Annotated in this window: 27 protein-coding genes; 3 read left to right on the top strand and 24 right to left on the bottom strand. The window is 57.8% G+C overall.

What is annotated here, in order from left to right; genetic code table 11:
* Positions 1 to 43: 43 nt before the first annotated feature.
* The 17 genes from FJV80_RS02050 to FJV80_RS01975 all read right to left on the bottom strand — a co-directional run bounded on the left by FJV80_RS02050 (position 44) and on the right by FJV80_RS01975 (position 18,598).
* The gene (locus tag FJV80_RS02050) at positions 44 to 1,972 is read right to left on the bottom strand and encodes a rhamnan synthesis F family protein (protein ID WP_142875427.1); all 1,929 of its coding nucleotides are present in this window, start codon (positions 1,970 to 1,972) and stop codon (positions 44 to 46) included.
* A 46-nt stretch (positions 1,973 to 2,018) separates the two neighbouring features.
* Positions 2,019 to 3,956 (bottom strand): rhamnan synthesis F family protein, encoded by a 1,938-nt coding sequence (locus FJV80_RS02045; RefSeq protein WP_095791337.1) that lies wholly within the window; start codon positions 3,954 to 3,956, stop codon positions 2,019 to 2,021.
* A 52-nt stretch (positions 3,957 to 4,008) separates the two neighbouring features.
* A complete protein-coding gene (locus tag FJV80_RS02040; protein WP_281408724.1) occupies positions 4,009 to 5,052 on the bottom strand; it encodes an NAD-dependent epimerase/dehydratase family protein in 1,044 nt (347 codons plus the stop codon).
* A gap of 14 nt (positions 5,053 to 5,066) precedes the next feature.
* Complete coding sequence (locus tag FJV80_RS02035) at positions 5,067 to 5,252, bottom strand: hypothetical protein (protein ID WP_142875425.1); 186 nt, start codon at positions 5,250 to 5,252, stop codon at positions 5,067 to 5,069.
* A gap of 69 nt (positions 5,253 to 5,321) precedes the next feature.
* Positions 5,322 to 7,835 (bottom strand): hypothetical protein, encoded by a 2,514-nt coding sequence (locus FJV80_RS02030; RefSeq protein WP_142875424.1) that lies wholly within the window; start codon positions 7,833 to 7,835, stop codon positions 5,322 to 5,324.
* 28 nt (positions 7,836 to 7,863) lie between these two features.
* On the bottom strand, positions 7,864 to 8,754 hold the full coding sequence (locus FJV80_RS02025) for a lysylphosphatidylglycerol synthase domain-containing protein (protein WP_142875423.1): 891 nt from the start codon (positions 8,752 to 8,754) through the stop codon (positions 7,864 to 7,866).
* 37 nt (positions 8,755 to 8,791) lie between these two features.
* Positions 8,792 to 9,586: a class I SAM-dependent methyltransferase gene (locus FJV80_RS02020; RefSeq protein ID WP_095770847.1), complete on the bottom strand. Its 795-nt coding sequence runs from the start codon at positions 9,584 to 9,586 to the stop codon at positions 8,792 to 8,794.
* A 3-nt stretch (positions 9,587 to 9,589) separates the two neighbouring features.
* Positions 9,590 to 10,714, bottom strand: a complete 1,125-nt coding sequence (locus FJV80_RS02015) for a glycosyltransferase (protein ID WP_095791333.1) — start codon at positions 10,712 to 10,714, stop codon at positions 9,590 to 9,592.
* 2 nt (positions 10,715 to 10,716) lie between these two features.
* Complete coding sequence (locus tag FJV80_RS34390) at positions 10,717 to 10,893, bottom strand: hypothetical protein (RefSeq protein ID WP_179295762.1); 177 nt, start codon at positions 10,891 to 10,893, stop codon at positions 10,717 to 10,719.
* A 12-nt stretch (positions 10,894 to 10,905) separates the two neighbouring features.
* Positions 10,906 to 11,910 carry a glycosyltransferase family 2 protein gene (locus FJV80_RS02010; protein ID WP_348628937.1) on the bottom strand — a complete coding sequence of 335 codons (1,005 nt, stop codon included), beginning with the start codon at positions 11,908 to 11,910 and terminating at the stop codon, positions 10,906 to 10,908.
* A 239-nt stretch (positions 11,911 to 12,149) separates the two neighbouring features.
* Positions 12,150 to 13,250: a class I SAM-dependent methyltransferase gene (locus FJV80_RS02005; RefSeq protein WP_245318020.1), complete on the bottom strand. Its 1,101-nt coding sequence runs from the start codon at positions 13,248 to 13,250 to the stop codon at positions 12,150 to 12,152.
* 131 nt (positions 13,251 to 13,381) lie between these two features.
* The gene (gene rfbD, locus FJV80_RS02000) at positions 13,382 to 14,266 is read right to left on the bottom strand and encodes a dTDP-4-dehydrorhamnose reductase (RefSeq protein WP_142875422.1); all 885 of its coding nucleotides are present in this window, start codon (positions 14,264 to 14,266) and stop codon (positions 13,382 to 13,384) included.
* Positions 14,263 to 15,333 (bottom strand): dTDP-glucose 4,6-dehydratase, encoded by a 1,071-nt coding sequence (rfbB, locus tag FJV80_RS01995; RefSeq protein ID WP_095770953.1) that lies wholly within the window; start codon positions 15,331 to 15,333, stop codon positions 14,263 to 14,265. Before rfbB ends, rfbD begins: the two co-directional genes overlap by 4 nt.
* Positions 15,334 to 15,353: 20 nt before the next feature.
* Positions 15,354 to 15,905, bottom strand: coding sequence for a dTDP-4-dehydrorhamnose 3,5-epimerase (rfbC, locus tag FJV80_RS01990; protein WP_142875421.1), 552 nt, complete (start codon positions 15,903 to 15,905; stop codon positions 15,354 to 15,356).
* Between the two features lie 3 nt (positions 15,906 to 15,908).
* Positions 15,909 to 16,790, bottom strand: coding sequence for a glucose-1-phosphate thymidylyltransferase RfbA (gene rfbA, locus FJV80_RS01985; RefSeq protein ID WP_095770852.1), 882 nt, complete (start codon positions 16,788 to 16,790; stop codon positions 15,909 to 15,911).
* A gap of 133 nt (positions 16,791 to 16,923) precedes the next feature.
* Positions 16,924 to 17,943: an NAD-dependent epimerase gene (locus FJV80_RS01980; RefSeq protein WP_095786584.1), complete on the bottom strand. Its 1,020-nt coding sequence runs from the start codon at positions 17,941 to 17,943 to the stop codon at positions 16,924 to 16,926.
* A 64-nt stretch (positions 17,944 to 18,007) separates the two neighbouring features.
* Positions 18,008 to 18,598 (bottom strand): biotin transporter BioY, encoded by a 591-nt coding sequence (locus FJV80_RS01975; RefSeq protein ID WP_095786585.1) that lies wholly within the window; start codon positions 18,596 to 18,598, stop codon positions 18,008 to 18,010.
* A gap of 114 nt (positions 18,599 to 18,712) precedes the next feature.
* Here FJV80_RS01975 and FJV80_RS01970 point away from each other — a divergent pair, with 114 nt between their 5' ends.
* Entirely contained in the window at positions 18,713 to 19,621 is a 909-nt protein-coding gene (locus FJV80_RS01970) for an MBL fold metallo-hydrolase (protein WP_142875420.1), read from the top strand.
* Positions 19,622 to 19,657: 36 nt separating this feature from the next.
* Here FJV80_RS01970 and FJV80_RS01965 read toward each other — a convergent pair whose 3' ends face one another.
* Both FJV80_RS01965 and FJV80_RS34900 read right to left on the bottom strand, forming a co-directional pair.
* A complete protein-coding gene (locus tag FJV80_RS01965; RefSeq protein WP_246688888.1) occupies positions 19,658 to 20,518 on the bottom strand; it encodes a 5'-methylthioadenosine phosphorylase in 861 nt (286 codons plus the stop codon).
* 74 nt (positions 20,519 to 20,592) lie between these two features.
* Positions 20,593 to 21,078: an ABC transporter permease subunit gene (locus tag FJV80_RS34900; RefSeq protein ID WP_246688880.1), complete on the bottom strand. Its 486-nt coding sequence runs from the start codon at positions 21,076 to 21,078 to the stop codon at positions 20,593 to 20,595.
* On the opposite strand from FJV80_RS34900, the gene FJV80_RS34895 reads away from it, so the two are divergent.
* The gene (locus tag FJV80_RS34895; protein ID WP_246688879.1) at positions 21,071 to 21,373 is read left to right on the top strand and encodes a hypothetical protein; all 303 of its coding nucleotides are present in this window, start codon (positions 21,071 to 21,073) and stop codon (positions 21,371 to 21,373) included. The genes FJV80_RS34900 and FJV80_RS34895 overlap by 8 nt on opposite strands.
* Positions 21,374 to 21,376: 3 nt before the next feature.
* Here the strand turns inward: FJV80_RS34895 and FJV80_RS01955 are convergent, their stop codons facing one another.
* From FJV80_RS01955 to FJV80_RS01945, 4 genes are read right to left on the bottom strand one after another with little or no spacing between them, the layout of a single operon-like run.
* Positions 21,377 to 22,264 (bottom strand): ABC transporter permease, encoded by an 888-nt coding sequence (locus FJV80_RS01955; protein ID WP_142875417.1) that lies wholly within the window; start codon positions 22,262 to 22,264, stop codon positions 21,377 to 21,379.
* Positions 22,261 to 22,674: a TOBE domain-containing protein gene (locus FJV80_RS34890; RefSeq protein WP_246688878.1), complete on the bottom strand. Its 414-nt coding sequence runs from the start codon at positions 22,672 to 22,674 to the stop codon at positions 22,261 to 22,263. Before FJV80_RS34890 ends, FJV80_RS01955 begins: the two co-directional genes overlap by 4 nt.
* Positions 22,625 to 23,134 (bottom strand): ABC transporter ATP-binding protein, encoded by a 510-nt coding sequence (locus tag FJV80_RS34885; protein ID WP_246688877.1) that lies wholly within the window; start codon positions 23,132 to 23,134, stop codon positions 22,625 to 22,627. Before FJV80_RS34885 ends, FJV80_RS34890 begins: the two co-directional genes overlap by 50 nt.
* A 37-nt stretch (positions 23,135 to 23,171) precedes the next feature.
* Complete coding sequence (locus tag FJV80_RS01945; RefSeq protein WP_142875416.1) at positions 23,172 to 24,212, bottom strand: ABC transporter substrate-binding protein; 1,041 nt, start codon at positions 24,210 to 24,212, stop codon at positions 23,172 to 23,174.
* Between the two features lie 239 nt (positions 24,213 to 24,451).
* Here FJV80_RS01945 and FJV80_RS01940 point away from each other — a divergent pair, with 239 nt between their 5' ends.
* On the top strand, positions 24,452 to 25,408 hold the full coding sequence (locus FJV80_RS01940) for a LacI family DNA-binding transcriptional regulator (protein WP_246688876.1): 957 nt from the start codon (positions 24,452 to 24,454) through the stop codon (positions 25,406 to 25,408).
* A gap of 70 nt (positions 25,409 to 25,478) precedes the next feature.
* Here FJV80_RS01940 and FJV80_RS01935 read toward each other — a convergent pair whose 3' ends face one another.
* On the bottom strand, positions 25,479 to 26,264 hold the full coding sequence (locus tag FJV80_RS01935) for a DUF1499 domain-containing protein (RefSeq protein ID WP_095786592.1): 786 nt from the start codon (positions 26,262 to 26,264) through the stop codon (positions 25,479 to 25,481).

The following is a 26,264-nucleotide window of genomic DNA, read 5'->3' as shown; positions in this document are numbered from 1 at the left end:
CTGATGGATGAGTGGGTTGGGACCTCAGACGAGTCATTCCAGGCTATGCGCTATTACGCCGAGAATTTGGTTTTAAGACCGCCCTGACGCAGCGATAGAACGGCCTTAGAATCTTGAACAGGATAGGTACCCTGAACTTCAGGGAGCTTTTAGTGGCAAAATTGAGTTCAGCCAGAGAGCGCTTCACCGACAGTGGCGGCGCTGGTGCATACGCTGGTGCATACAGGGGAAAATCAGCTTTTTTCCACGTAGACAGCATCTGATAGTGCAATGGAAAGTCGTTCATCGGCAGCATGCCGACAAGCTTTTGCATCTTGAATTCCAGCATGGCGTAGTTGTGCGCCGCTTGATGAGCGCACATGATGTGCTGGGTGATATAGCCCACATCCTGGGCCGCGTAGGCCGTCAGGCGCTCAAGCGCATGAGCCAGGCCGCCATCGACATGATGTGGTTCGGCATTAAAGTCTTCCCACTTCCACCGATGTTCGAATAATTTTCGTAAGGCGCGGGGCCGGAACCAGAACATGGTGCCATAGGGAGCCACCGGAGTGGTGTCATCGAATTTGACATCAATGTTCAATAGGCGCGCGGTTTCCTCAACCTTGGGCCTGTTGGAGAACCAGACGCGCCCCATGGTTGGATAGGAGATGTGAATAAGCGGTGGAATGACGAGACCGATCGAAGCGTTGTCCTGGAACAGGTCCAATACGTTGTGAACGTAACCACGGGTATTCAGCAGGTTCTCGAGCAGATGCCGCTTGAACAGGTTGCTCCTCGATGACTGCACCTGAGGTGACTTTTTCGTGTGCAGGCGGCAGACAAGGTCATAACGATCGTCGACCAGCAGGTCACGCAAGGAGATGAACAGCGAAGACATGTCCCGACCGCGGTTCTGCTCCACGATCCTGACAATCGCCTTGTTAATGCCGGGGCGCTTTGCCAAGAGGGCTTCGATCTTGGCCTGCTTTTCCGACGTGTCCGTCGTGGCAATGAAATCATAGGGAACAGGGATGTTCTCGGTCAGATCCAGCATCTCGTCGAGCATATCGATGTAGTAAATATGTGCGCAAACCGCCACTTTGCCGTAGTCGGTAGGAGCATCATCGTCCTTGATGCGCTCATTCGGCAGCACACTCGTCAGAGCCGCGTTGGTGCTGAGATTGCGCAATTCGGAATCGCGCAGAACATCGCGCCAAATCAAATTCATATCGTAGTCGGACGTTTCCTCGATAACGCGCAAAGCGCGCGGTAAATCGACAGGATTGTGCTCAAGGACAGTTGGTTCGTTCAACAACAAGCTTCGCTTCAGCAGTGGAAAACGATTGATGACTGCTTCATCAACATTGATGAACGCGGGATCGTGCGAGCCGTATTTCTCCGGGTCGATATACGCTTCCGCCGAATAGCCCAGACCTGTAAAATGTTTTGTGAATTGCGACGCGTGAATCAGAAAGGCATCTGGGTCACTCTTTGTTTCCGGCAATTTTGCCCAGTATCTCTTGAAGGTTTCCGATCTCAGCATGTCGTTCCGGATGGCGATAAAGCATGTCTGGAGATGCCAAGGCAGATAACCTGCTCCAGTAAATGGATTTGCCGCGATTTCCTTGTGGGCGGCGGCGCCCCAGAAATCACTTTCGCGACCTTCCATCTCTGAAAACATTTCGGAGAAAGGAAAAAGCGGGCCGTAACAGGTGTCATTCAGCAGGATCAGTTCGTCGTACTGGGAAAGAGCGTCATGGCCGATCGCTTCAATTCCAGCCTTATATCCCCAGAGGTCCAATCCCTCTCTCTCGCGCACTAGCAGTTGATCACAGCTTGCCTTGACCGCTTTTTCCGACGGCTTCGACAGATCGCCATTGGAAACGACAACAATCTTGTCAACGACCTCTCGCAGCTTTTCGAGCAGAAAGATGACATAGTCATCCGCAACGCCACGCTCGTTGATGAGAAAAAACACAGCAATACGACGCACTTGGATGCTCCTGCTAACTAGACCGTGAACATCGCTGCTTCTGCAATCATGATGTGCGCTGTTCATTGCGCCGAGAAACCGGCTGCAAAACTGCCCTCGTGCCTCGATAAAACGGCCTCAATATCGTAAACAGGATTGGCACTCTAAATTTCAAAGAGCTTTTGATCGCCAGATTGAGGTCAGCCAAAGAACGCTTTACCGATGGCGGTGGTGGCGCTGGGGGTGGCGGCGCCTCCAGTGGATAGCCGGCCTTTTTCCACTCGGACAATACATGGCCGTGCCAGAGAAAGTCGCCCGACGGCATCACGCTTGCAAGCTTTTGCATCTTGAATTCCAACATGGCGTAGGCGTGCGCAGCCTGGTGCGAGCACGCAATATGCCGTGTGGTGTATCCAGCATCCTGGGCCGCGTAGGCCATCAACCGCTCGAGCGCATGAGCCAAATCGCCATCGTCAAAGTACGGTTCGGGATCGAACTCTTCCCACTTCCAAGTGTGTGCGAATATTTTGCGAAGGGCGCGGGGCCGGAACCAGAACATGCCGCCATAGGCAGCCACCGGAGTGGTGTCGTCGAACTTGACGTCGATGTTCAACAGGCGCGCGGTTTCCGCAACCCTCGGCTTGTTGCCAAACCATGAGTGCCCCATGGTTGGAAAGGCGATATGAATCATCGGCGGGATGGCGAACCCGATCGAAGGATTGTCGTGGAACATGTCCAGCACGTTGTGAACATAACCACGGCTGTTCAGCAGGTTCTCAAACATGTGGCGCTTGAACAGGTTACCCTTCGATGCCTGCACCTGAGGCGTCTTTTTGCTGTGAACGCGGCAGACAAGGTCATAACGATCGTCAACCAACAGATCGCGCGTGGATATGAAAAACGCCGACATGTCCCGGCCGCGGTTCTGCTCCACGACGCGGACGATGGCCTTGTTTATGCCAGCGCGTTTCGCCAAGGCGGCTTCAATGTCAGCCTTCTTTTCCGGCGTATCCGTGGTGGCAATGAAATCATATGGTACGGGAATGTTCCCGGTCAGATCCAGCATCTCGTCGAGCATATCGGTGTAGTAGATATGCGCACAAACGGCGACATTGCCGTAGTCGGCAGGGGCGCCAGCGCCCTTGATCCGCTTGTCCGGCAGCACACTCATGAGTGCCGCATTGCTGTTGAGACTGCGCAATTCCGAAACGCGCAGAACATTGCGCCAAATCAAATTCATATCGTAATCGGATGTTTCCTCCAGAACACGCAAAGCGCGTGGTAAATCGATAGCATTATGCTCAAGGAATGTTGGGTCATGAAAAAATAGCCGCCTCTTCAGCAACGGAAAGCGGTTGATTATAGCTTCATCGATATTGATAAACGCTGGATAGTGGGAACCATATTTCTCTGGATCGATATAGGCTTCCGCCGAATAGCCGAGATCCGTAAAATACCTCGTGAACTGCGATTCATGAAGCAGAACGGCATCCGTATACGTTTTTATTTCCGGCAAATTCACCCAATATTTCTTGAAGTCAGCCGATTTCAGTATGTCCTTTCGGATAGCGATGAAATACGTCTGGAGATGCCAAGGCAGATGACCCGTTCCGGTGAATGGATTTGGCGTCATTTCCTTGTGGGCGGCAGCGCCCCAGAAATCATTTTCGCGACCTTCCATCTCAGAAAACATTTCGGAGAAAGGAAAAAGCGGGCCGTAACAGGTGTCATTCAGCAGGATCAGTTCGTCGTACTCGGACAGAGCATCATAGCCGATCGCTTCAATTCCGGCTTTATAACCCCAGATGTCGAACCCCTTGTTCTCCCGCACCAGCAGCTGATCGCAACTGGCCTTGACCGCTATTTCCGAATGCTTGGACAGATCACCGTTGGAAACGACAATGACCTTGTCGACGACCTCTCGCAGTTTTTCGAGCAGAAAGATGACATAGTCATCCGCAATCCCACGCTCGTTGTAGAAAGAAAACACCGCAATACGATGCACCTCGTGCTCCTGACTAAAATATCAAGTTCGCTGAAAAACTGTCTTCGTCGTCCTAACCAAGGCGTGAGTCGATCCAGTTGCAAAGCTTCTCGATTCCCTGCTCGACATCGACCTGCGGTCGCCATCCCAGATCGCGCACCGTCCTGTCAATGCTGGCAACCGCGGAGCGCACGTCGCCGTTGCGGAACATGCCGTTGATGCTTGGTTCCGATGCCTCGTATCTTTTTGCAACGATCCTCGCCAGTTCAAGAACCGTTGTTCTGGACCCTGTACCGACATCATAGGCGATCGACTGCGACAAATTTATTCGCGTTGCCGTGTCGATCGCCGAAGCCACGTCGTCGATGAAAACGAAGTCCCTGCCGATGTCTCCATCCTCGTAGATCGGGATACTTTTGCCTTCCTTGGCCATCCTGATGAACAGTGACACGATACCCGTATAGCTGTTCGTCAGCGACTGGCCGGGACCGTAGACATTCTGAAGGCGAAGGACGTTGACGGAGGTTCCGAACGAAAGAGCCCAGGCACGCAATATCTGCTCCTGGGTCAGCTTCGTTGCGCCGTAGATGCTGGTTGGATTCGGTATCGTTTTTTCCGCGTCCATCGGCAGAGGCTCTAAACCGGGAAAACTCCACTCGGCGCGTTCAAGCTGCTGCTTCGATCTCTGGCCCGGATATATGACCTCTCCTGCGTTCGTCGACCGCCATGCGCCTTCGCCGTAGACGGCGCGGCTCGAAGACAGGACAAAACGGTCGGGAACATGCGATACGGTGGCGAAGGCATCCAACATCCGGGTCGTACCAAGGACATTTGCCATCGCATGGCGGGAACCTTCCGTGAGCGATTGACCCGTTCCCGTCTCGGCCGCCAGGTGAATCACGACTTCAGGTCGAGCGGTTTCCAACAACTGCGTCCAGGTGGAAGGCTCGGCAACATCCGCAACCATGAGCTCAACGCGAGGATCAAGTTCGGCAGGACGCTTTTGCCCGGCATGAATCTGCGGATGCAAATTGTCAATGACAATGACCCGCTCGAAGCGGTTTGCCAGCCTGGGAGACAACGCGCACCCAATGAATCCGGCTCCGCCAGTCACCATACATGTTTTGGACATCAAGCAGCCATTTGCATTTCATCAGCTGGCTGTTCGTTACCAGCGTCAATCTCGTTTGAATAGGTATAAATGGGCTCGGTTTCGGGTCCGATGCGATCTTCGGCACCCGAGCCAGCTTGCATCTGCACAAGTGGCGGCAAATCGGCGATGCCGCAGCATTTCTGATTTACGGGCATTGAACCCATGCCGATATCCGCCCCTTTTTCGCCCTTATACCTAAGGCCGCAAGCCGGCAGAAATCCTGTTCCTTCCCGTCAGACAGCGGCCGTTCGCGGGCGTCTGCCATTGGCCACGATCAGGAGAATGGTTGCCGCCGCGAAACCGACAAGGCAGAATTCCAGCGTCTTCAACAAGTGACTGCTGTCGTAGTAGAAATGAATCTCGCTCGGTCCGGTCACCTCTACGGCAGGGAAGAAATCCAGAAACTTGTCTAGTTTCACTGGTTTTCCATCCAGTGTGGCTCGCCAGTATTTATTGACGCGGATAGGCAAAACGACCCATCCATGGGTCGCGCCCGAATAGCCCACCGTCAGGTCATCCGGAAGATAAGACGCAAGGCGCACCGGACCATAATCCGCCTCCGGTTGCCCGCTCAGCCCATTCACATAATAGCCGGACCCCGAAACCGCGTTATTTTCGATCACGTCGATGCCCGGCTCTACCGACGCGACCGAGAAATTCTGCGGAAGCCGGGGCTTTGCCCCAATCTTCATCTTTGGCATGCCGGGAAATGTCCTCGACCCGATCTGATAGGTCGCACCACCAGCGGTTTCGAAGGCCCATGCACTGATCGCCTTCTTGCTGTCGGGCTTGGTCATTGCAATGACATACCGATACGTGCCGGCATCGAGTGGAACGTTCCGATTGAAAGCAAAGGTAGCGTACAGGTTGTTGCGTATCGCCTCCGGCGGCAATTCCGCGTGAGCCACGAGGCGTTCATTTTGGTAGAGATCGATGGTCAATGCCGAAGGGGCGTAATCCTCATCATAGGTTCCGAACAGCACCTGCACGTTCGTGGCGTCCATGGGCTTGTCGATTGACAGCCCACCCTGGAGGGCACCACCATTAAGAGCAGCCGTCGGCCGCTGGCCAACGCCGTCGGTCTCGTAAGCAATGCAAAAGTCCCTGACAATGAAGAAGCGGACGGCAGCGTAGACAATCCCCGGGCTGGAGAAATTGATATCCGAGCATTGGATGAGAGAGGCCGTATAGGACACCTCATGAGAAGGCGCTATGTCATCGACTATCTTCTTTTGAGCATCGGTGCGAAATCCATGAGCAAACAACTCAGGCAACCTATAGTTTGACAATACGCCCGAGAAGTTGAATATATCTCCGGCAATAATACTTTGCCCAGGCAGAATTTCAGATAATACATAGGATATCGATGGCGTTTTTGGAAAAAAAGTTTCAATATCTGGACGCGCATTGAACTGCCTAAACCAATACCCAAGATTAATTGTTTGCAATACGCATAGAAATATAACGATATAGAATTTGTAATCTGACATTGAATGCAGCGACGTTACCGATTTAAATTTCAATGACAATATAAAATTTATAGAATAGGCCGACAATATCGCCAGGGACAATCCAAATAATATTACAACCCTGCCCCATCCATTGATGCCAAATCCCGGAATCATTTTCACGATGTCGGCGGGAGCCGCGCCAAACGCAGTCGCCAGCGTGAACGCTGCCAGCAGCAACCCAAAAGCGGCAAACCGGTTGGGTGCTTTAAAAACGAAAATTAACGCAAGAAGGGCCAGGACGGCCGCGGGTACGCCAGCGGAAAAGGTCCGCTCGACGCCGAGATGATTCACAAAGTCCGAACCGAACATGTTGACGATGTCATAGGGCGTGAAGATCGCCCTACCGTCTCGAATCGACAAATCGGTTGAATCGAGAATGTCTTTAACCTGCAAAAGACCTGGAAGAGCCAGCAGCGCCCCTGCAGCGCCGGCGCAGCCCAGCGCGATGGTTCGCCTGACCGCGAGCTGATTGATGCCCGCGCTCCGGAACTCGACAAAAAGCAGTACGGCCCCTAGCATAAGGGACGCGATAGCCCCAAGCAGGGCGACAAATGGAAATCCGCCCAGCCCCATCAGGGCGACGCTGAAAATGAGCCCAAAAGCCCAACCGAGACGGCCTGTCTGCCAATAACGAAGCTGAGTAGCCAGAACCCATGGAATAAGAGCGCTCGTGGTCAGATGAGGCCAATGCGCCCAAGCGATGTTGAAGCCGCAAAATGCAAATGTAATGGCGCCGAAAACCGCGGCCACATGATTTCTAAACATGAAAAACAGCAGGCAATAGGTACCGAAAGCCGCCAGCAGATAATTTGATAAAATTGCGAACGTGTAGCCCATGGCCTCATTGGGCGTGAGGGCATAAACCAGGAAGGGTATCGACAGGCCTTCGTAAATCGGCGCCTGGATGCCGGCCGTACCCAGCTGATTGAGTGGGTTCCATAGCGGGATGTGCCCTTCCCGCAACTCTCGCCTGAACTCCCGCCAGTTTGGCAGCCGGCTATCCAATATGTCGGAACGCTCCATGTTGACAAGTGGAGTGTCGATCCCGGCATTGTCCCATCCCGGATAGGCCAACAGCAGATCCATCGGTGCCAGCGTTTGCCGAAAAGGATTGACGCCCACAATCCCCAGGACGAGAACGAAAAGAAGCACCAGCGAAATGACGTGCCGCAAAAATGGCGCCTGCTCCGGTACATGGTTGTCCTGCACGGACGTTCCCGTCATCTGCGTGTCCATACACTTTTCCCTTTTGGTGACCTACGCGCTAACTTTTATCTTCTGCATGGCGGGTGGCGGCATACCTGCCAAACAAGAGGCCGAGCAACGCCAACAGGCAATCGCCGGCACAAGAGATGATCCGAAAAAGCAAGGCTGCCGCAGTAGCTGAACCGGCCCCGTATACCGGTGACAGGAACTGTATAAGCAGATACTCCCGAATGCCTACGCCTGCGGGCGAGCCGGGGGTAACAAATCCCAGCAACCAACTGATCGATGTCCAAACAACCAGGCTCGAAAAATCTGCATCCGCACCGAGGGCCTGGAGCAAATAACTCAAGCTAAGTGCAAGAAAAATAAAACAAGGAACTCCAGATAATATTGATGCAAAAAATGCAGCTAATTTCCCTCTTAATCCCCCGAAAGCCAAGCCTGCGCCGACGAAAATTATCAGAACGGCAGCCATGATAGGCATTCTGTATTCATAAATTGCAGCGGCCTCGTCATTTCTGATCCACGCGGGCAGCAATGTGAAGTCAATGGTCCGTGATGAATAGGTAATTATTCCTAGAGATGATACGACAATGGATATTATCTCCATTATTATTATGGACGCCGTCGCTCTATGTAATACGCCATGCTTCCCAGACAGATAAAATCTGCCAACATATTGACCTACATTGCCCGGGATATACTTGCCGATTTGAGAGACAAGGAAAATATACAAGAGACGAGACGGTGGAAGACGCACACCAAAAGCCTTTGAAAACATTCCAAAGGCCAGAGCACCGGACATCACACTCAGCATGTACATCAGTAATGCCGTTAGAAATGACGGTTCAAAATAGAATGACGGCGGCTGCGAAAGAACTACGCTTCTGTTGATCCAGAAGGCTCTGCCTACGTAAACGATTGCCGCAACCGTGAGTACCGCACCCACGTAACCTGCAGCGCGTTTTCCAATTGCGACCCACGAACTACTTGTCACCGCGAAAGCGCCCTACCACGAAATATCCATCGCCTAGGTTCGTGCGCAGGAACGGTCGTTGCAACTGGATTGATAGCCACATGGCCAAGAGACCCGGCCAAGTGCACATCTTGTTGAATACGCTAATAAGACCACTCCTATCGATGCCGCTAGATGCCGTGCTTTGATCGAGGCCCTTGACTGCGCTTCGCTTGTCCATTTCCGCCTGATAGTACTTGATACGCTGGCTAGACAATAGATTTGCAAGTGGAAACCCGTAGGATTCGAATGCAACAATATCGAGGCCCGCCTTGTCGAAAAGGTCCTCTAGTTCTTGTCGTTCGTAGCGGCGCACATGGCCAGCCCAGTCGTCGGAAACAGTCCAGCGCTTCATAAGACACGGCACGGATGCGAGAAACAGACCGCCCGGTTTTAGCCATGAGACCCAGAGGCCGAGCGCCTCATGATCCTCTTTGATGTGCTCCAGGACCTCGAAGGCGGAAATCACGTCGAAAGTGCTGCGCCACTGAGGGTCAGGATCAGAAAGGATATTGACGCTTGTTTGAACAGTCAGCGCCTTCGCAACCGACACGGCGTCTGGCCCAGATTCAAGACCGCTAGCTTCGAATCCTCGGTCATAAAGATCAACCAGCAGCGCACCGGCGCCGCACCCGATATCCAGGGAACGCCGACCTTTACCGATCTTCAAATGATGAAGGACTCGTGACCGGCGCAATATGTATCTTGGCGCCGGCACCCAGCCCAGTTCGGGGGCCGCGGTCCCGTAAAGAAAATGCTTGAACACGTTTCAAACTCCTATCCGTTGCAATAGGTCGTCGCGCAACCGCTGACCGATTTTGGAAGGCGCAATTTCGGCAATGATCCTGTCCGAATACCCGGTGTCGGTCGCGCCGATCGCTTGAACGATGGCTTGCGCGAGCGCTTGCGGCTTGCCCGCCTCGATCAGAGTTACACCTCTTGGCGGGTTGTCTCCAAACAGCTCTCGAATGGCAGGAGAATCACGAGTGATAAGGGGTTTGCCCGCACTGACTATCTGAAAGACTTTGTTTGGAATTACCCTGCCCGATTTATCAGACGTCCCGAATATCCCAAGGCAGACAGTCGCTTTCTCGATTTCAATCTGGAGCTTTTCATACTCGACCCACTCGGTCCAATCCAGGTTTCCAGGATTGCGTTCTGCAATCATATCGCGAATTTTCGATGCCTCTTGACCCGTTCCGACGATTCGAAAATTGATCGCCGTATCAGACAACAAACGAGCCGCTTCCACTATGGTTTCAATACCATGAAGTGGAATGAATTGCCCATAAAACAAAACGGTGGCTATAGGTCCGGAGTCGACTGCATCCTTTGGGCTAAAATTCTCGCTCTCCACTCCAACAAAGGCCCTAACTATTTTCCTCGGATCAACCAAAAACGTGTCGGCGTAGTATCTGCCATGTGCATCCGTATCGACCAGCACAACGTCTGCCGATCTAAGCGATATTCTCTCCAACCAATGAATGAGGCGCGACGGGAGGGAGCCAACCTTAAACAACTTCCGATCTTCAACAACCGTGTTGAAGATCGGAAGGAACGCATCCACGACTACCTTTTCACGCCTCAGCTTCGCCAGCGGCCAGATAAGCAAGGAATCGAGATAAGCAAAGTAGCCGCAGACAACAAAGTCATGACGAGCGGAGAAGACGTACCGAAACAGAAGTATGGGGTACCAAATCGCAGCTGTGCCTATCAGACGAAAAGCAGACCACACCGAGGAAACTTGGCTCTTGTCCTCGATGCCGCGCCAAACGTGGAAATGCAGTTCGTCGACGTTGACTCCCGCCTCTCGAAGACCTTTCCGCAAAATCCGGATTCTGGGCTTGCCGGTATCATAGGTGCCCCACAAAAGAACCTTCAGCGTTCGCCCCATGCTCAATCTTGGTGTTCTTTGAAATGCAATCTTGCCACCTTCCCACCTGCACACTCGGCGGCAACGCCAAAGAGAACAATGGCGGATAAAAATAACTCGCCGTTCATCTGGATATGCGAGACCGGATTCACCAAAATATCTATTGGCAGATTGTCGATGCGGGCGCCGCAGGTTGACATGACTGCCGCCGCCTACACTATTTTCTCAATTTTTGACTCTTTGCTCTCCATCGCAAACGACCGGATCCTGGCCCTTGCACCATACTCTTGCTGCAATTGCCTGATCCTTATTTCTTCAAGCAATTGCCTGTTGACCGCTATGAGCTCGGAAATGATGCCGCTCATCGCAAGAATGCCGGCAAGCGCGAGCAAGGCGCTGGACAGAACGAGTGACTGGATGTTGCCACTGCCTTCGCCCAACAAATAGTGGACAAGGAACCGGACAACCCCGACCAACCCCGGCGCGGCGACGATTGCCGCACATGTCGAGAAGAAGCGCAGCGGGCTATAGACGACAAAAATCCTCACGACCGTTATCAACGAGCGCCGAACATAGCTTGGTATGCTCTTGACCAGCCGCGAGGGTCGAAGATCGCCGTTGACACGGATCGGCACCGAGGTGATCGGGATGTTCCTGCGTCCCGCCTGGATGATCGTTTCCAGCGTATAGGTATAGCGATTGAAGACATTGAGCTGTATCGCCGCGTCGCGATGAATGGCCCGGAAACCGCTCGGGGCGTCAGGGACCGTCGTGCCACTGGCAAGCTTGACGACGAAGCTGCCAAGCTTCTGCAGAAATTTCTTGACCGGTGAAAAATGCTCTATCTCGCTGATCGGCCTTGCGCCGATGACGATCTGAGCCTTTTTCTCCAGTATGGGCCGGACGAGATCGGGAATGCAGGAGGCATCGTACTGGTTGTCCGCATCGGTGTTGACGACGACGTCCGCGCCCAGTTTCAGCGCGGTTTCGATGCCGGTCATGAACGCTTTGGCAAGCCCCTGATTGTGGGGCAGCGAGACCACGTGATCGACGCCGTTTTCCCGGGCAACCTCGACTGTTCGGTCGGTGGAGCCATCATCGACTACGAGCCATTCCACCGTGCTGAAACCCGCGACCTGACGCGGCAGATCGGCCAGCGTAACGGCGAGCGTCCCCTCCTCATTCAGGCATGGGATTTGAATAATAAGCTTTGACAATCCACCCTCTTCTTTCCGCAAGGCTGATCGGCTGCCGTGTTCCATATGGACCTAAAGAACTTTGCTTCCGCGCGCTACCTGCTTCGGCAAAATAAGCTGTTTTTGTGGCTGCCAACAACGGCGCGAGGAGGCTCCGGGCGGCGCCGAGTTCATGGCGTTCAGGCGAATTCGCTCAGGGAAGCGGATATCTGATGGAGAGGACAAGAGCAGGGCTGCCCATGCCCAATTCAATTTCGCTCTCAACGAAACTTTGCGGCGACGACCCGTTGAAACCTTGCGGCGACCCTTTTCAGTAACCGCCTGCCATTCAACAGCGCTCGCAGGGGACTGGTTATCCGCCAGCTTGTTGAGTCCTTGAACTCTTGAACAGCGCGCTGACCTTGCTCTATTTTTGCCTGGAGCGCGGCCGTCTGCGCTCGCGCTCGTGCGATCTCTTTGTCGCGCTCGGTCCGCAGTGCGCTCGCGGTTGCGTTGGCAGCCGATATTTCTCCCTGCAACCCCCGGAATTCTTCTGCTTTCTCGGCACGCTCGCTCTCAAGCGCTGCAATCTCGCTTTCGTGCTGTTGCCGCTGTTCTTCAAGGCTCTGTGCAAACCGCGCTTCCGCCTGTTCGCCCTTAGCTGTCAGTGCCTCGATCTCGCTGTTGCGCTGCTCGACCTGTCGCCGCCAGTCCTCAAGGCTCAGCGCAAACCGCGCTTCCGCCTGCCTTATCGCATTGGCTGTATTCCCACGCTGGGCGACTGCTTGTCCAAGATGGGCGAAAATGGTTCGTACAGCTTCCTGGCCATGATCTTGTTCGCCGCTGGTGAAAAGCGCCTCGACCGCTTTCGGGTAGCTGTTGCCCATCGCTAGAACGCCCAGGCCATGCCCATGAAGGAACTCGAAATGCGGCCGGCCGGCCGAGACCTCGCTCCAAAGGCGAAAGACTCCGAAATCGCGCTCACGTACATTCGTGTCGTGAAAGAGTACAATTGCATTCTTCGTCAACTTCGGTCGCCACGTCTCGAAGTCATGGCGAACGGCATCATAGGTGTGCATACCGTCAATATGCAGCAGGTCGATGCTCTCATCCTCGAAATGGCCAACTGCCTCGTCGAAAGTCGACCGTACTAGACGCGAAAAGGCCGAATACTTTGCATCGTGATAGGTGGCAAGGCCGGCATAGACGCCCTCATCGTAAAAACCCGCGTGCTCATCACCCTTCCAAGTGTCGATCGCGTAGCAACTGCAGGAGAGACCCAGCAGTTCAATGGCTTGGCAGGCGGCACAATAGGAAACTCCAGTGTGCGTGCCAAGCTCGACAAACCGGTGCGGCCGCAGCGAATCGATCAGCCAGAACATGAAAGGAACATGTTCGATCCATGCGGACGGAGCTTCCAGATCAGGGGATCGGAACGCCGTCGAAGTAAAAGGAACCATCGCCGTCCCTCAGGTCCAGGCAAACGCGGGGTTCACGAAAGCCAAGGACGTCATCAAGGGTGCCGAGTAAGAGATCGCACCACCGCTTCCGTCGATTGCCGCCAGTCCGGCGCGTTCCAGCCGAAGGCGGAGGCGAATTTCGCGCTCGATAGCCGGGAATTGGCCGGACGGCGTGCCTTGGTCGGATAGTCCATCGTAGCAATGTCCCTCACCCGCGCCCAGGGACCACCAAACGCCAGGCTTGTGTCCAGGATATGGCGGGCAAAGCCGCTCCAGTTGGCCTCGCCGGTGCCGGCCAGATGATAGACACCGAAAGCGGCAAAGCTCTTGTTGCCATGCAGCTGTGCCGCGGCATGCAGGACAGCGTCGGCGATATCCAGCGCTGAGGTGGGGTTTCCCCATTGATCGGCCACCACTGCAATCTCGTCGCGGTCGGCCGCAAGCCGAAGCATGGTTTTGACGAAATTCTTGCCGAACGGACTGTAGACCCAGGCGGTGCGGAGGATCAGGTGGCGCGGATTGGCTGATGCCACCGCCTGTTCACCGGCGAGCTTGGAGGCGCCGTATACGCTGCCCGGCGCGGTTGCATCGGTTTCGACATAGTCACCGGAAGCGCTGCCGTCGAAGACATAGTCGGTCGAAAGGTGGATTACGGGAACGCCAAGCCGGCCCGCGGCCTCCGCCACCTTGCCGGCGCCGACGGCATTCACCCTGAATGCCAGATCGGGCTCATCCTCGGCCTGATCCACGGCCGTGTAGGCGGCAGCCGACACGACGATGTCAGGCTTGGCCGCAGCAATGGCTTCGATCACGGTGTCGGGGTTTGCCAGGTCGAGCTGCGGACGGCCAATGGCGATGACGTCCACGCCGGCAAGCTGGCCGGCCTCCAGAAGGCTCGAAACAACCTGGCCTTCGCGTCCGGTGACGACGAGCCTCACGCGGCCCCCTTGCGGGCTTCGCCCAGTCTTTCGCCGGCATAGTTCTGCTCGCGGATCGGCCCCCACCACCATTTGTTGTCGAGGTACCAGTCCACGGTTCTGGCCAGGCCGCTGTCGAAATTCTCGTTGGGCGCCCAGCCGAGGTCCCGGCTTATCTTCGATGCGTCGATGGCATAGCGGCGGTCATGGCCGGGGCGGTCGGTGACGAAGGAAATCAGGTCGCGGTAGCTCTTGCCTCCGGCCCGGGGGCGCCTGCTGTCGAGCAGGTCGCAGATCGTCTCGACGACGCTGAGGTTTGTCCGCTCCGAATTGCCGCCGACATTGTAGCTCTCGCCCGGCGTGCCTTTGGTTGCAACCAGCTCCAGCGCGCGCGCATGGTCCTCGACGAACAGCCAGTCGCGCACATTGGCGCCGGCGCCATAGACCGGCAGCGGCTTTTCGTCGAGCGCGTTGAGGATGACGAGCGGGATCAGTTTTTCGGGAAAATGATAGGGGCCGTAATTGTTCGAACAGTTGGAGAGCACGACCGGCAGGCCGTAGGTCTCGTGCCAGGCGCGGACCAGATGGTCCGAGGCCGCCTTCGAAGCCGAATAGGGCGAGGACGGCGCGTAGGGCGTCTCCTCGACGAACATGCCGCCATCGAAAGGCAGGTCGCCGAACACTTCATCGGTCGACACGTGATGGAAGCGGAACCGGCCTTTCCTGTCGTCGGCAAGGCCGCGCCAGTATTCGAGCGCCGCATTGAGGATGCGGTAGGTGCCGACGATGTTGGTCTCGATGAAGGCGCCAGGCCCATCGATCGAGCGGTCGACATGGCTCTCGGCGGCAAGGTTCATGACGATGTCGATATCGTCACGGCGCATTATGTCGAGCACCGCTTTCTCGTCGCATATATCGGCCTGTGCGAAGCGATAATTGTGCGCGTTCTCGATTTGCCGCAGCGAGGCCAGGTTGCCGGCATAGGTGAGCTTGTCGAGATTGGTCACCCTGTAGGCCGGATTGGCGCACAGATGCCGACACACCGCCGAACCGATGAAGCCAGCCCCGCCTGTCACCAGAAAATTCATGCCGCCATCCTTCATGCCCATCAGGCAAACACTTCGGCCTCGGCGAGCACCGGCGCCTTGAGGTCCTTGTCCGAAAGCTGGTATCCGCCAGCCATCGAAGGCCATTCGATGCCGATGACGGCATCGTCGAAGCGGACAGACCGATCGTGCTCGGGCGAATAGGTGTCGGTAACCTTATAGAGAACCTCGGTGTCGGGCACGAGCGTCACAAAGCCATGGGCGAAACCCTTGGGCACCAGGATCTGATTGCCCTTTTCGGCGGTAATTTCGAGCGCAACCCATTTTCCGAAAGTCGGCGAGCTGCGGCGAATGTCGACCGCGACGTCCAGCAGCGCGCCCCTGATGACGCGCAGCAGCTTGTCCTGGGCCCGCGGCTCGAGCTGGTAGTGAAGCCCTCGCAACACGCCTGCCGTCGCGGAATAGGAGTGGTTGTCCTGCACGAAAACCAAGTCGATGCCTGCCTGCGAAAACCGCTCGGCATTGTAGGTTTCCATGAAGAAGCCGCGTGCATCGCCATGTCGCTTGGGGACGATTTCCAGCACGCCATCGATGCCGAGGGACCTGATCTCCAAAGCTTAGCCCTCCAACAGATCGGCGACGCGCCGCCGCAGATAGGCGGCATATTCATTTTTGCCCAACCGGGTTGCGCGTTGCAGCACTTGCTCTGCCGTCAGCCAGCCCTGCTCGAAGGCGATCTCCTCAGGGCAAGCAACCTTGATGCCCTGCCGATGTTCGATCGTGCGCACGAAAGAAGAGGCTTCGTGCAAACTGTCATGCGTGCCGGTGTCGAGCCAGGCATAGCCACGCCCCAAACGGTGCACATGCAGCTTGCCGCGCTCGAGATAGACATTGTTGACCGCCGTGATCTCGAGCTCGCCACGCGCCGACGGGCGGATCGTCGGGGCGATGTCGACCACGTCATTGTCGTAGAAATAGAGACCGGTGACAGCCCAGTTCGACTTCGGCTTCTGCGGCTTTTCCTCAATCGTCAGCGCGGTTCCGGTCGCCTTATCGAAGGACACGACACCATAGCGCTCGGGATCCTCTACATGGTAGGCGAACACCGAAGCACCCGCCTCGCGCGCAGCGGCGGCGCGGCAAAGCTGCGACAGGCCGTCACCGAAATAGATGTTGTCGCCAAGAATCATCGCGACGCTGTCTTTGCCGATGAAATCCCGGCCGATAATGAAAGCTTCCGCAAGACCATTGGGCTGCGGCTGCTCGGCGTAGGAGAACGCCAGCCCGAACTCCGATCCGTCGCCGAGTAAATCACGAAAAGCCGGCAGATCGCGCGGTGTCGAAACAATCAGAATCTCACGGATTCCCGCGAGCATCAGTACGCTCAGCGGATAATAAATCATCGGCTTGTCGTATATCGGAAGGATTTGCTTAGAGACTGCTAATGTCAGTGGATAAAGACGCGTTCCACTGCCTCCAGCAAGGATAATTCCTTTCAAGAAGCTCTCCTTGACATGCCGAAGCCCCCCAGCCCTGATCGACCGTGCTTAGGTTTCATTCAATGGCTTGTCAATGCGGCACGCGACACAGCAGAGGCCTGTTCCGCACGCAAGGACATGACCTCAGCCACCCTTACCCAAAATACGCCTGGTACCACTCGACGAACCGCCCTACCCCGTCTGATACGGACGTGCCGGGGCGGTAGCCAACAGCCTCCTGCAGCGCGGAAGTGTCGGCGAAGGTGTCCGGTACGTCGCCGGCCTGCAGCGGCAAGAGCTCGATGACGGCCTTGCGGCCAAGCGCGCTTTCCAGCGCCTCGACATAGGCGGTCAGCCTCACCGGATTGTTGTTGCCGATGTTGAAGATACGCCAGGGCGCGGTGCTCGTTGCCGGATCCGGATGGCCGGAATCCCAGGCGGGATTGCTGGCTGCAGGGCTGTCGCTGGTCCGGACCACGCCTTCGGCGATGTCGTCGATATAGGTGAAGTCGCGCGTGTGGTTGCCATTGTTGAACAGCTTGATCGGCTCGCCGGCCAGGATGCTCCTGGTGAACAGGAACAGCGCCATGTCGGGGCGCCCCCAAGGCCCGTACACGGTGAAGAACCGCAGCCCGGTCGTCGGCAACCCGAACAGATGGCTGTAACTGTGCGCCATCAGCTCGTTGGCGCGCTTGGTCGCGGCGTAGAACTGCAGCGGATGATCGGCCGGGCGGTGCTCGGAAAACGGCATGTCGGTGTTGGCGCCGTAAACGCTCGAGGTGCTGGCATAGGTCAGGTGCGCAATGCCGGCATTGCGGCAGGCCTCCAGCATGTTGGTGAAAGCAACGATGTTGCTTTCGACATAGGCGCGCGGGTTTTCCAGGCTGTATCGCACTCCCGCCTGGGCGGCGAGATGGATCACCCGGTCGAAGCCATGATCGGCAAAGCAGCCGTCCACGATTTCTCTGTCGGCAAGATTGCCATGGATGAAATGATAGCCGGCATTGGTGCCTTGGCTGGCTTCGGCCAGCAGCCGCAGCCGCGCCTGCTTGATCCGCGGATCATAATAGTCGTTGACGCTGTCGATGCCGACAACCTCGTCGCCACGCTCCAGGAGCCGCCTGGCGACATGATAGCCTATGAAGCCGGCGGCGCCGGTGACCAGAACCTTCATCGGAAGCGCCCATCCTCGGGAATGGATCCCTGACGTCTATGGCACGCCAATCTTCCTACAGGCCTCAGGAGCGCTTCAGCAGCGACCAGACGGCCGGCACAAGGCTTGCCGCCAGCGCAACCTTGATCAGATCACCAACGATGAACGGCACGACGCCGAACTGCCAGGATTTTTCCGGGCCGATCAGCAGCGCCAGCCAGGCAAAGCCCATCGCCATCATCACCACTTCGGCGACCAGCATAGCGTTGAAAAGCTTGATCGGGTGGCGATCCCAGCCGCGATCCGCGGCCCAGCCGACAATCGCCGCCATGACGACAAAGCCCGCGAGATAGCCACCCGTCGGACCAACCATGTAGGCAAGGCCAATGCCCTTCTCCGGTGTGCCCTGGAAGACCGGGAAGCCCATCGCGCCCTCCGCCATATAGAGCAGCAGCGTGGCGACGCCGAGGCGCAGGCCGAAGGTGGCGGCGATCAGCAAGACGGCCAGCGTCTGCATCGAGATGTCGACCGGCCCCAGCACAACCTTGGTCTTGGCCGACAGGGTCAGCAGTAGCGTTCCGGCGATCGCCAGGAAAAGCTGTGTTGCCAGCCGCGCTGCGCCTTCCTGCGGCAAAGCCAGAGAAACAAGCGGGCGCATCGTGGTTGCAGTTGCCATGGTCTTCCCCAATCCGGTCCAGCGCGATCCGATAATCGCGATCCTGCGTTTTCCTATATTGGCTTGCGTGCTATGCGGCAATCGGTTTTGCCGTTCCGGGAACAATGTGCCGACATGGCTCTCAAATTCGATACCAGCTTCGATCCGCACTACGGCCAGGGCGTGAACGTCGGCCCGGACGTGCAGCGCGTCACGGTCCGGAACCCCAGCCCCTTCACCTTTCATGGCACCAACAGCTATGTCGTCGGGCGCGACACGCTGGCGGTAATCGATCCCGGGCCAGATGACGAGGCGCATCTTCAGACCTTGCTCGGCGTGATCGCCGGCAGGCCGGTCAGCCATATCTTCGTCAGCCACACGCATCGCGACCATTCCCCGCTGGCGGCCCGACTGAAGGAGCGCACCGGCGCCTTGGTGATGGCGGAAGGGCCGCACCGGCCGGCGAGGCCACTGCATATCGGCGAGACCAATGCGCTAGACGCCAGCGCCGACACCGCTTTCATTCCCGACATCGCACTGCCGGACGGCGCGTTGGTGGCCGGCGACGGGTGGGCGATCCGTACGGTTCTGACCCCCGGCCACACCGCCAATCACGCGGTGTTCGCGCTGGAAGAAACCGGCATCCTGTTTTCGGCCGATCATGTCATGGCGTGGGCGACATCGATTGTCGCGCCGCCGGACGGGGCCATGGCCGACTACATGGCATCGCTGGACCGCCTGATCGAGCGCGACGACCGCCTGCTGCTGCCTGGGCACGGCGGGCCGGTCGCCAAGCCGCGCGCTTTCATGCGGGGATTGAAGACGCATCGCAAAATGCGCGAGCGGGCCATATTGGAGCGGGTCAGAGCCGGGGACCGGACGGTTCCCGACATGGTCAAGGCGATCTACAGGGATACAGATCCCCGGTTGCATGGCGCCGCAGGACTGTCGGTGCTTGCCCATCTCGAGGACCTGGTGGCGCGCGGCATGGTGTCGACGGAGGCCGCTCCTGCCATTGACGGCATTTTCATGCCGGCTGGCTAATCCAAGACCTCTCCACGACCTTGCGATTGCCCTGCCTCAGAACCGGCTGGACCGTTCTTCTGGCTGAGGCGACTTCAAACCTTGGCAAGAGCATTCCGGATTGACCGGAAGTCGTGCCGCGGTCTCCAGCGCGACCCGCGAGGCCGTCATGGACAGGCTCGGCAACACGTCCTCCTGCAGCAATTTCTGGCGATTGCGGTCCATATAGTCGTTGAAACCTGCCGTCACGAATGCAAGAGGCACGAAACACGCACCAATCTCGCGCGACAAGGTTGCCTCAGGCGCTATCGAATGGTTGAGCACGTCCGCCCCCATGCCGCGAAACGCCAATGCTTCGGCAGGGGTCGTAAGTCGTGGCCCGTAACAGTGGCCAGCAACCAGTTGCTGTTCGATGCCATGCACCCGGCATTCGGCTGGCCAATGACGGCGGGCGGTTTCGACCAGAACCGCCGCGCATCTCGGGCAAACGATCTGCTTGCCCGAACAGTCGAAGCTCTGTCGGCCGGGAAGCAGCGAAAACGGGGTCTGCGTCAGTTCGATGATATCGGCATTCACCACCATGTCTCCGGGCTGGATCGCCTTGTTGACGGCGCCAATGGTCGAACAGGACAGGACTTGCCTTACACCCGCTTCCATCAAGACCCAGAACGCGCGGCGATGGCAGGAATGGTCGATGTGGTCGCGCGGATTGCCGTGCGAATACATGCACAAGGCACGTTTTGCTTCACCTTCGGCTGTAATCGACGCATCGAACTCGAGCAGCTTCCAGTTGTCGGTGCGGCCGAAAGGCGTTTCAAAACTCATGTCGCGCTGCAAGGTGCGCACGCCATCGACCTGGACATCTTCAGGGAAGGCAAGCCCCCAGTTTGCCGACCCGGTGATGATCGCCAACCCCACCTGGGGTATGTCCGTTGATTGATCCGCAGCAGCACCGGCTGCTTGACGATCTGTAGGCATGTTTCCAGTCTCTGTCAGGATTTTTGGCGAAGGCTCACGATCAGGACGGCGACCACGACGATGGCGGTCCACAAGGTCGAGATCGCCGCAATGGTCGGATCGATCTGGTCGCGCAGCGACAGGAACATGAGCTTCGGCAGCGTGCTGTTTTGACCGCTGGCGACGAAGATCGAAATGACGGACTCGTCGAGCGACGTCAGGAAGGCCATCAGTGTCGCCGACAACAGGCTGATCTGGAGTTGCGGGACGATTATCCCGCCAATAGCTCTCGCCCAGTTTGCGCCGAGGCTGCGCGCCGCCTGAACCTGGTTCCAGTCAAAGCGGGCCAGAGCGGGCAACAACACAATGCAGGCGACCGGAATGGCCAGCACCGCATGTCCGACCAGCACGCCGAACAGCGTTCCGACCAGATGTTGCGCAGCCAGAACAAAGAAGAGACCGATCGCGAGCAGGATGCCCGGCACGATGGACGGGATGAGCAGAGCGCCCTGAATGGCCAAGGCGGTCCTTCCTCCGAGCCGGTTGATCGAGATGCAGGCCAGCAGCGCCAGGGGCACCGCGACCATCGCCGTCAACGTCCCAAGGATCAGGCTCGTCCTGAGCCCGGCCATCCATGTCGCCGAACCGAAGAAATTCTCGTACCAGCGCAACGAGTATGCGCGCGGCGGAAATTCGAGGAGATCGGACGCTGAAAAGGAGAGCGGCACTACCACCAGCGTCGGCAGCATCAAGAACGCCAATACGAGCGCGCAAAAGCTCCATAGGAGAATGCGGGCCAGCCTGTTGTCTGGATAGGCTTCAAGCATGGGCCGTACCGAATTTGTTGCGCGCCATCAGTCGGCGCGCCACCAGGAACATCACGCCGATCAGCGCCATAAGAACGAGGAGCAGAATGCCCAGGACGCTCGCCGACCCCCAGTCCTGAAAGGTCGACAGCGTGCGCTCGATGCGGATGGAGAGAGGATTTACCTTGCCGCCGCCGAGCACCGCCGGCGTGATGAAGAAGCCTATGGTGTAGATGAAAACGATCATCGAACCCGAGAAGATGCCGCCGGTCGAAAGAGGCAGGATGACGGTGCGGATCGTTTGCGCAAGTGTGGCTCCCATGCTCGCCGACGCGCGAACAAGGTTGGCGTCGATATCGCGCATCGCGGCATAAACGGGAAGCAGAAAGAGCGGCAGCATGTAGTGAACCATGCCGATCAGCGTTCCGGTGAAATTGTAGACCAGCGGCAATGGCTCCGCTGTCAGGCCCGAACCTGTCAAGGCCGTGTTGATCAGGCCTTCGCGCCGCAACAGCACCAGCCAGCCATAGGTGCGCACCAGAATGGAGGTCCACAGCGGCAGCATGACGAAGGCCATCAGCAAATTGGCCACCCTTGGCCTGGCGCTGGCCAGAGCGAGCGCCAGGGGGGTGCCGAGAAGAATGCAGAACGCCAGCGTGCCAAAGGACAGCTCAACGGTTGTCACGAGTGCCGACCATGTCAACCCGCTCGACAGCACCTTCTCGTAATTGCCGACGCTGTATTCGCCCCCTGTGGTCAGGAAGGATTGCCGGATAATCCAGAGGATGGGCAGTATCGCCGCCAGGCCGACGATGAGAAGCGCCGGTAGCGAAAGCGAGAGGAAGAACCGCCGCTCGCGTCGAGCGTCTGCCGCCAGCGCAGGATCGGCAAGGACGGTCACGCTACCGCTCCCGGTATCGCGTGAACTTTCGCTGCTGGCGCATAGGCGGTCACCCGCTGACCGGTGGCGAGTTCGGCGCAGCCGCCGGCAAGTGCGGACGGTATGCAGACCAGGATCTCCTGGCCGCCATCAAGCGCCAGCGTCAAAAGCCAGTTCTCGCCGCGAAACGCCTTGGAGCGCAGCGTTCCCTCAAGCGCCACACCGTCTCGTCCGACGATTTTCGCATCAAGATGGAAGCTTTCCGCGCGGATCATCAGGGTCTCGCGTGACGCATCGGCGCCGTCGATTCTGCGTGCTGCTCCTGGGGCCACAATGTTGGCCTCGCCCATGAACTCCGCGACGAAGCGGGTCGATGGACGATCATAGATCTGCTGTGGCGTATCGATCTGCTGAATGCGGCCGGAGTTCATCACCGCAACCCGGTCTGAACGCCAACGCTACCCGCTGGCGCTGTCCGCCGGACAATGCGGCAATGTCGCGCTCCGCCAGACCGTCCAGCTTGACGCGGGCCAAGGCGTCAAGCGCTCGCCGACGCGCCTCCGCTTTCGGTGTCCTGCGCAGTGCCAACGGATACTCGACATTCGCCAGGACGTTCATGTGTGGAAACAGGGCATAGTTCTGAAAGACTATGCCGATGTCGCGCTTGTTGGGAGCCAGGCGGGTGATGTCCCGATCCCCCAACAGAAGCTTGCCGGAATCGGGCCGGACAAACCCGGCCAGAGCCATGAGCAAAGTGGTCTTGCCCGACCCGGATGGCCCCAGCAATGTGAGGAATTCGCCAGCCTGAATTTCGAGCGAAACATCATCCAGCGCGACGTAGGACCCATAGGCCTTGGACACGCTGTCGATGGTGATCGGGAGCGACTTCATGATGGGCTCGAACGTCTAGGGCTGATGCACCATAGACTCAGCGACTCATCATTTCATCAAAGGCTTTTTGAGCGGCCTCGCCGTTCTTGACCCACCAGTCAGCGTTCGAAAACACGGACGTGCCCGCGTTCTCAGGCGCGGTCGCCAGGGTCTTCAGGCGGTCCTGAGGAATGAGGCCACCCTCATACCCTGCAGGATTGACCGGTCCATAGGCGATGAAGTCGGTCAGCTTCGCCACCCGTGCGGGCTGCGTCATCGCCGCGATGAGCTTCATGGCCGCTTCCTTGTTCGGCGCTCCCTTCGCCACCCCAAGGCAGTCCGTGCCGATGACGGAACCTTTGAACGTGTAGTCGACCGCGCCGCCATCCGCCTTCACCGTCTGGGCTCGCCCATTCCAGGTAACGACCAGATCCGCCTCGCCGTCTTTCAGCAATTGCGCGGACTGCGCTCCGGAGGTCCACCACACGGAGACATTCGGCTTGATCGCTTCAAGCCGCTTGATGGCGCGATCCAGGCCCTCTGGCGTGCTGAGCGTGGGATAGACGTCCGCCGGCGCCACGCCGTCGGAGAGAAGCGCGATCTCTATCAGATCCTGCGCATTGGCGCGCAGGGCGCGACGGCCCGGGAATTTGGCGACGTCCCAGAACTCAGCCCAGGTCTTCGGCGGGTTCTGGCCATAGGTCTTGGTGTTCCACGACATGACGGTGCCATAGGAGTCGAACGGATAGCAGTAGTCGGACTTTGCGCCGTCCGGCACGGACTTTGGATCGATGATCTTGTAGTCGAGCGGCTCCAGCAGAGACTGTGCCGCTGCCTGCGCGCCTTCCGGTGAGCCCAGGTGAATGATGTCTGTCGAGACCGCACCCGAGGTGACCTGCATCTTCAGGGCAGCCAGGCCGTCGCTCTGCGTCTCCTCGCGGACGTCGTAGCCAAGCTCCTTTGCAGCGGGGCCCCACATAGCCGTTTTCACGGCGTTGCCATAATCGCCGCCCGCGGTCGTGATGGTTACCGTCTGAGCACAGACGGGCAAGGCAGCGGTGACTGCGATTGCGGCCAAGGAAATGCGTAGCCAGGACATAGGTTCTCCTCCTAGGATTCATCGAAATGTCGCTCAAAAGAGCTGTTTTCTTTTAATCGTAACGTTACGATTGCATCCAAAGGCGCCAGAGTCAAGGCGCTTTAGCAAGAGCTTGGATTGACCGTGAGGTGGAATCCGGTAACGTTGCGACGGTCAGCAAAATCAGCCGGCGCATTCGCAAATGAAGTCAGGCGACAATGGCCAATCTAAAACAGCTCGCGGCGGAACTTTCCCTTTCGGTGACCACGGTGTCGCGCGCGTTGAAGGACGGGCCGGAAGTGCATCCCTCGACCATGGCGCGCGTCAAGGAGGTGGCAAGGCGGGTCGGCTATGTCCCAAATCATCACGGTCGCGCGCTGAAAACCGGACGAACCCTGACGCTGACGGCGGTGCTGCCGATGGAAACGCGCGACTACCTGTCGGATCTGGCGAAGCTTCCCTTGATCGAAGGCATGACGCTGGCGGCGCGGCAAGCGGGCTATAGTCTATCCATCTATTCCACCACGCCCCACGATGATCCCGTCGAAAGCGTGCAGCGTCTGCTTCAGGCGCGCAGCGCGGACGGCCTGATCATCACGCGCATGGTCTCGGACGATCCGCGCGTCAAGCTACTGCTGGATGAACGCATCCCGTTCGTGGCGTTTGGAAGAACCGACCTGGACATCGCGTATCCCTACGTCGATATCGACAATGAACAGATTGCCTACGAGGCCACCCGACGGCTCATGGACAAGGACTGTCAACGCATTGCGCTGCAGCTTCTCGTTCCGGAGGATCAGGCGAGTGTCATGCGTCTTGCAGGCTATGGAAGGGCGATGGCCGAGGCCGGTATTCCGCTCGACCCATCGCTGATCGGTCATGGCACGCTCACGATGGAATCGAGCGCTGCATGGTTCGATCGCCTGCTGGCGTCGTCAGATCCGCCGACCGGCCTGGCATGCGCCAACGAACTGGGCCTTCTGGGAGCGTTGCACGCTCTCGGCAGGCGGGGTCTTACGCCGGGCCGCGACGTTCACATCGTTACGCGCGACAACACGCGTCTCTCGCGCTTCCTGCCGGCGAAGATCGGCGTTCATTCCGTAGACATGGCAAATGTCGGGCACAAACTCATCGAGGTCCTGGCGAGCCGGATCGCCAATCCACTTGGGCCGGTCGCGGCAATCTTGGTGCAAGGCAGGTTCGAGCCGGCCGAATAGTCCATTCGCAGACTGAAGCCACATTTGTGCGGCACGGCGCAAATCCGCCTGGCCCAAGATGTTCTGGACTTCACTCGGCAGGCGCCGCCCCGACCTGGCCGGCGACTTCCTGATCCAGTTCCGCCAGGAAATCGGTGATGCGCGAGGCATTGTCGCCGAGGTCGTAGCGGCCGTAACGCGAAGCCGACCGCATATCGACGATCACGCTATCGCCATTGTCCGTCACGCGGATCGCCACATCGGCCGGAAGTCCGAGCACGAAGCCCTTGGCGACAGCGGTAATGGTCACGTCGCTTTGCCCGGCAAGGTCGGGATAGGGTTCGGAAAGATCCCAGCTGCGCCGGTCGAGCACGGTTTCGACGGCATTGACGATGGTCTCGAATGGCAGGTCGTAGCTGCGCGCGGTGACCAGCGGATAGCTGTCGGCCTGCAGCCTCTGTTCGCCCGGCGTCGATGGGGACAGCACATTCATGTCCTTGGTCCGCTCGCTGACGTCGAGCGCGGGCGGCTCATCGAAATCAGTCGAAATGTCCCTGAGCGGCGGGTAGATCGTCGCCCAGTAGGCGGCAACGCCATAGGGAACCAGCACCAGCATTGCCAGCAAGGCGCCGACGGTCAGGTCGCGGCCGCCGCGATCCCCGAATTTCCATAGTCTCGAAAAGGCGAAGGCGGCGAACAGCAGCGCCAGCGCCGCCAGCAACGCGACGATGCCGAGCACCCACAGGAACACCGGCGTTTCGACGAGATCGAAGCGGTGGCCGACGAAGTCGGTCAGCAAAAGCACCGCTGAAAACGCGGCCGTGCGGCGCGACCAGCCGGCAGCCTTCGACGTTCGCCGTTCGGGAATGCTAACCAT

The organism is Mesorhizobium sp. WSM4310, assembly GCF_007003935.1.
In the GTDB taxonomy this organism is placed as follows: domain Bacteria; phylum Pseudomonadota; class Alphaproteobacteria; order Rhizobiales; family Rhizobiaceae; genus Mesorhizobium.
The sequence above is the reverse complement of the archived record's forward strand: the minus strand, read 5'-3'. Positions and strand labels throughout refer to the sequence as shown.

Bases quoted from the DNA above. Each gene is read 5' to 3' on its own strand.
- FJV80_RS02040 (WP_281408724.1), bottom strand. From the start codon at position 5,052: ATGGTGACTGGCGGAGCCGGATTCATTGGGTGCGCGTTGTCTCCCAGG.
- FJV80_RS02035 (WP_142875425.1), bottom strand. From the start codon at position 5,252: ATGGGTTCAATGCCCGTAAATCAGAAATGCTGCGGCATCGCCGATTTG.
- FJV80_RS02030 (WP_142875424.1), bottom strand. From the start codon at position 7,835: ATGGACACGCAGATGACGGGAACGTCCGTGCAGGACAACCATGTACCG.
- FJV80_RS02015 (WP_095791333.1), bottom strand. From the start codon at position 10,714: ATGGGGCGAACGCTGAAGGTTCTTTTGTGGGGCACCTATGATACCGGC.
- FJV80_RS34390 (WP_179295762.1), bottom strand. From the start codon at position 10,893: ATGTCAACCTGCGGCGCCCGCATCGACAATCTGCCAATAGATATTTTG.
- FJV80_RS02005 (WP_245318020.1), bottom strand. From the start codon at position 13,250: ATGTTCTGGCTGATCGATTCGCTGCGGCCGCACCGGTTTGTCGAGCTT.
- rfbB (WP_095770953.1), bottom strand. From the start codon at position 15,333: ATGAATTTTCTGGTGACAGGCGGGGCTGGCTTCATCGGTTCGGCGGTG.
- FJV80_RS01980 (WP_095786584.1), bottom strand. From the start codon at position 17,943: ATGAAGGTTCTGGTCACCGGCGCCGCCGGCTTCATAGGCTATCATGTC.
- FJV80_RS01975 (WP_095786585.1), bottom strand. From the start codon at position 18,598: ATGGCAACTGCAACCACGATGCGCCCGCTTGTTTCTCTGGCTTTGCCG.
- FJV80_RS01970 (WP_142875420.1), top strand. From the start codon at position 18,713: ATGGCTCTCAAATTCGATACCAGCTTCGATCCGCACTACGGCCAGGGC.
- FJV80_RS34895 (WP_246688879.1), top strand. From the start codon at position 21,071: ATGGCCAAGGCGGTCCTTCCTCCGAGCCGGTTGATCGAGATGCAGGCC.
- FJV80_RS34890 (WP_246688878.1), bottom strand. From the start codon at position 22,674: ATGAACTCCGGCCGCATTCAGCAGATCGATACGCCACAGCAGATCTAT.
- FJV80_RS34885 (WP_246688877.1), bottom strand. From the start codon at position 23,134: ATGAAGTCGCTCCCGATCACCATCGACAGCGTGTCCAAGGCCTATGGG.
- FJV80_RS01945 (WP_142875416.1), bottom strand. From the start codon at position 24,212: ATGTCCTGGCTACGCATTTCCTTGGCCGCAATCGCAGTCACCGCTGCC.
- FJV80_RS01935 (WP_095786592.1), bottom strand. From the start codon at position 26,264: ATGGTTAGCATTCCCGAACGGCGAACGTCGAAGGCTGCCGGCTGGTCG.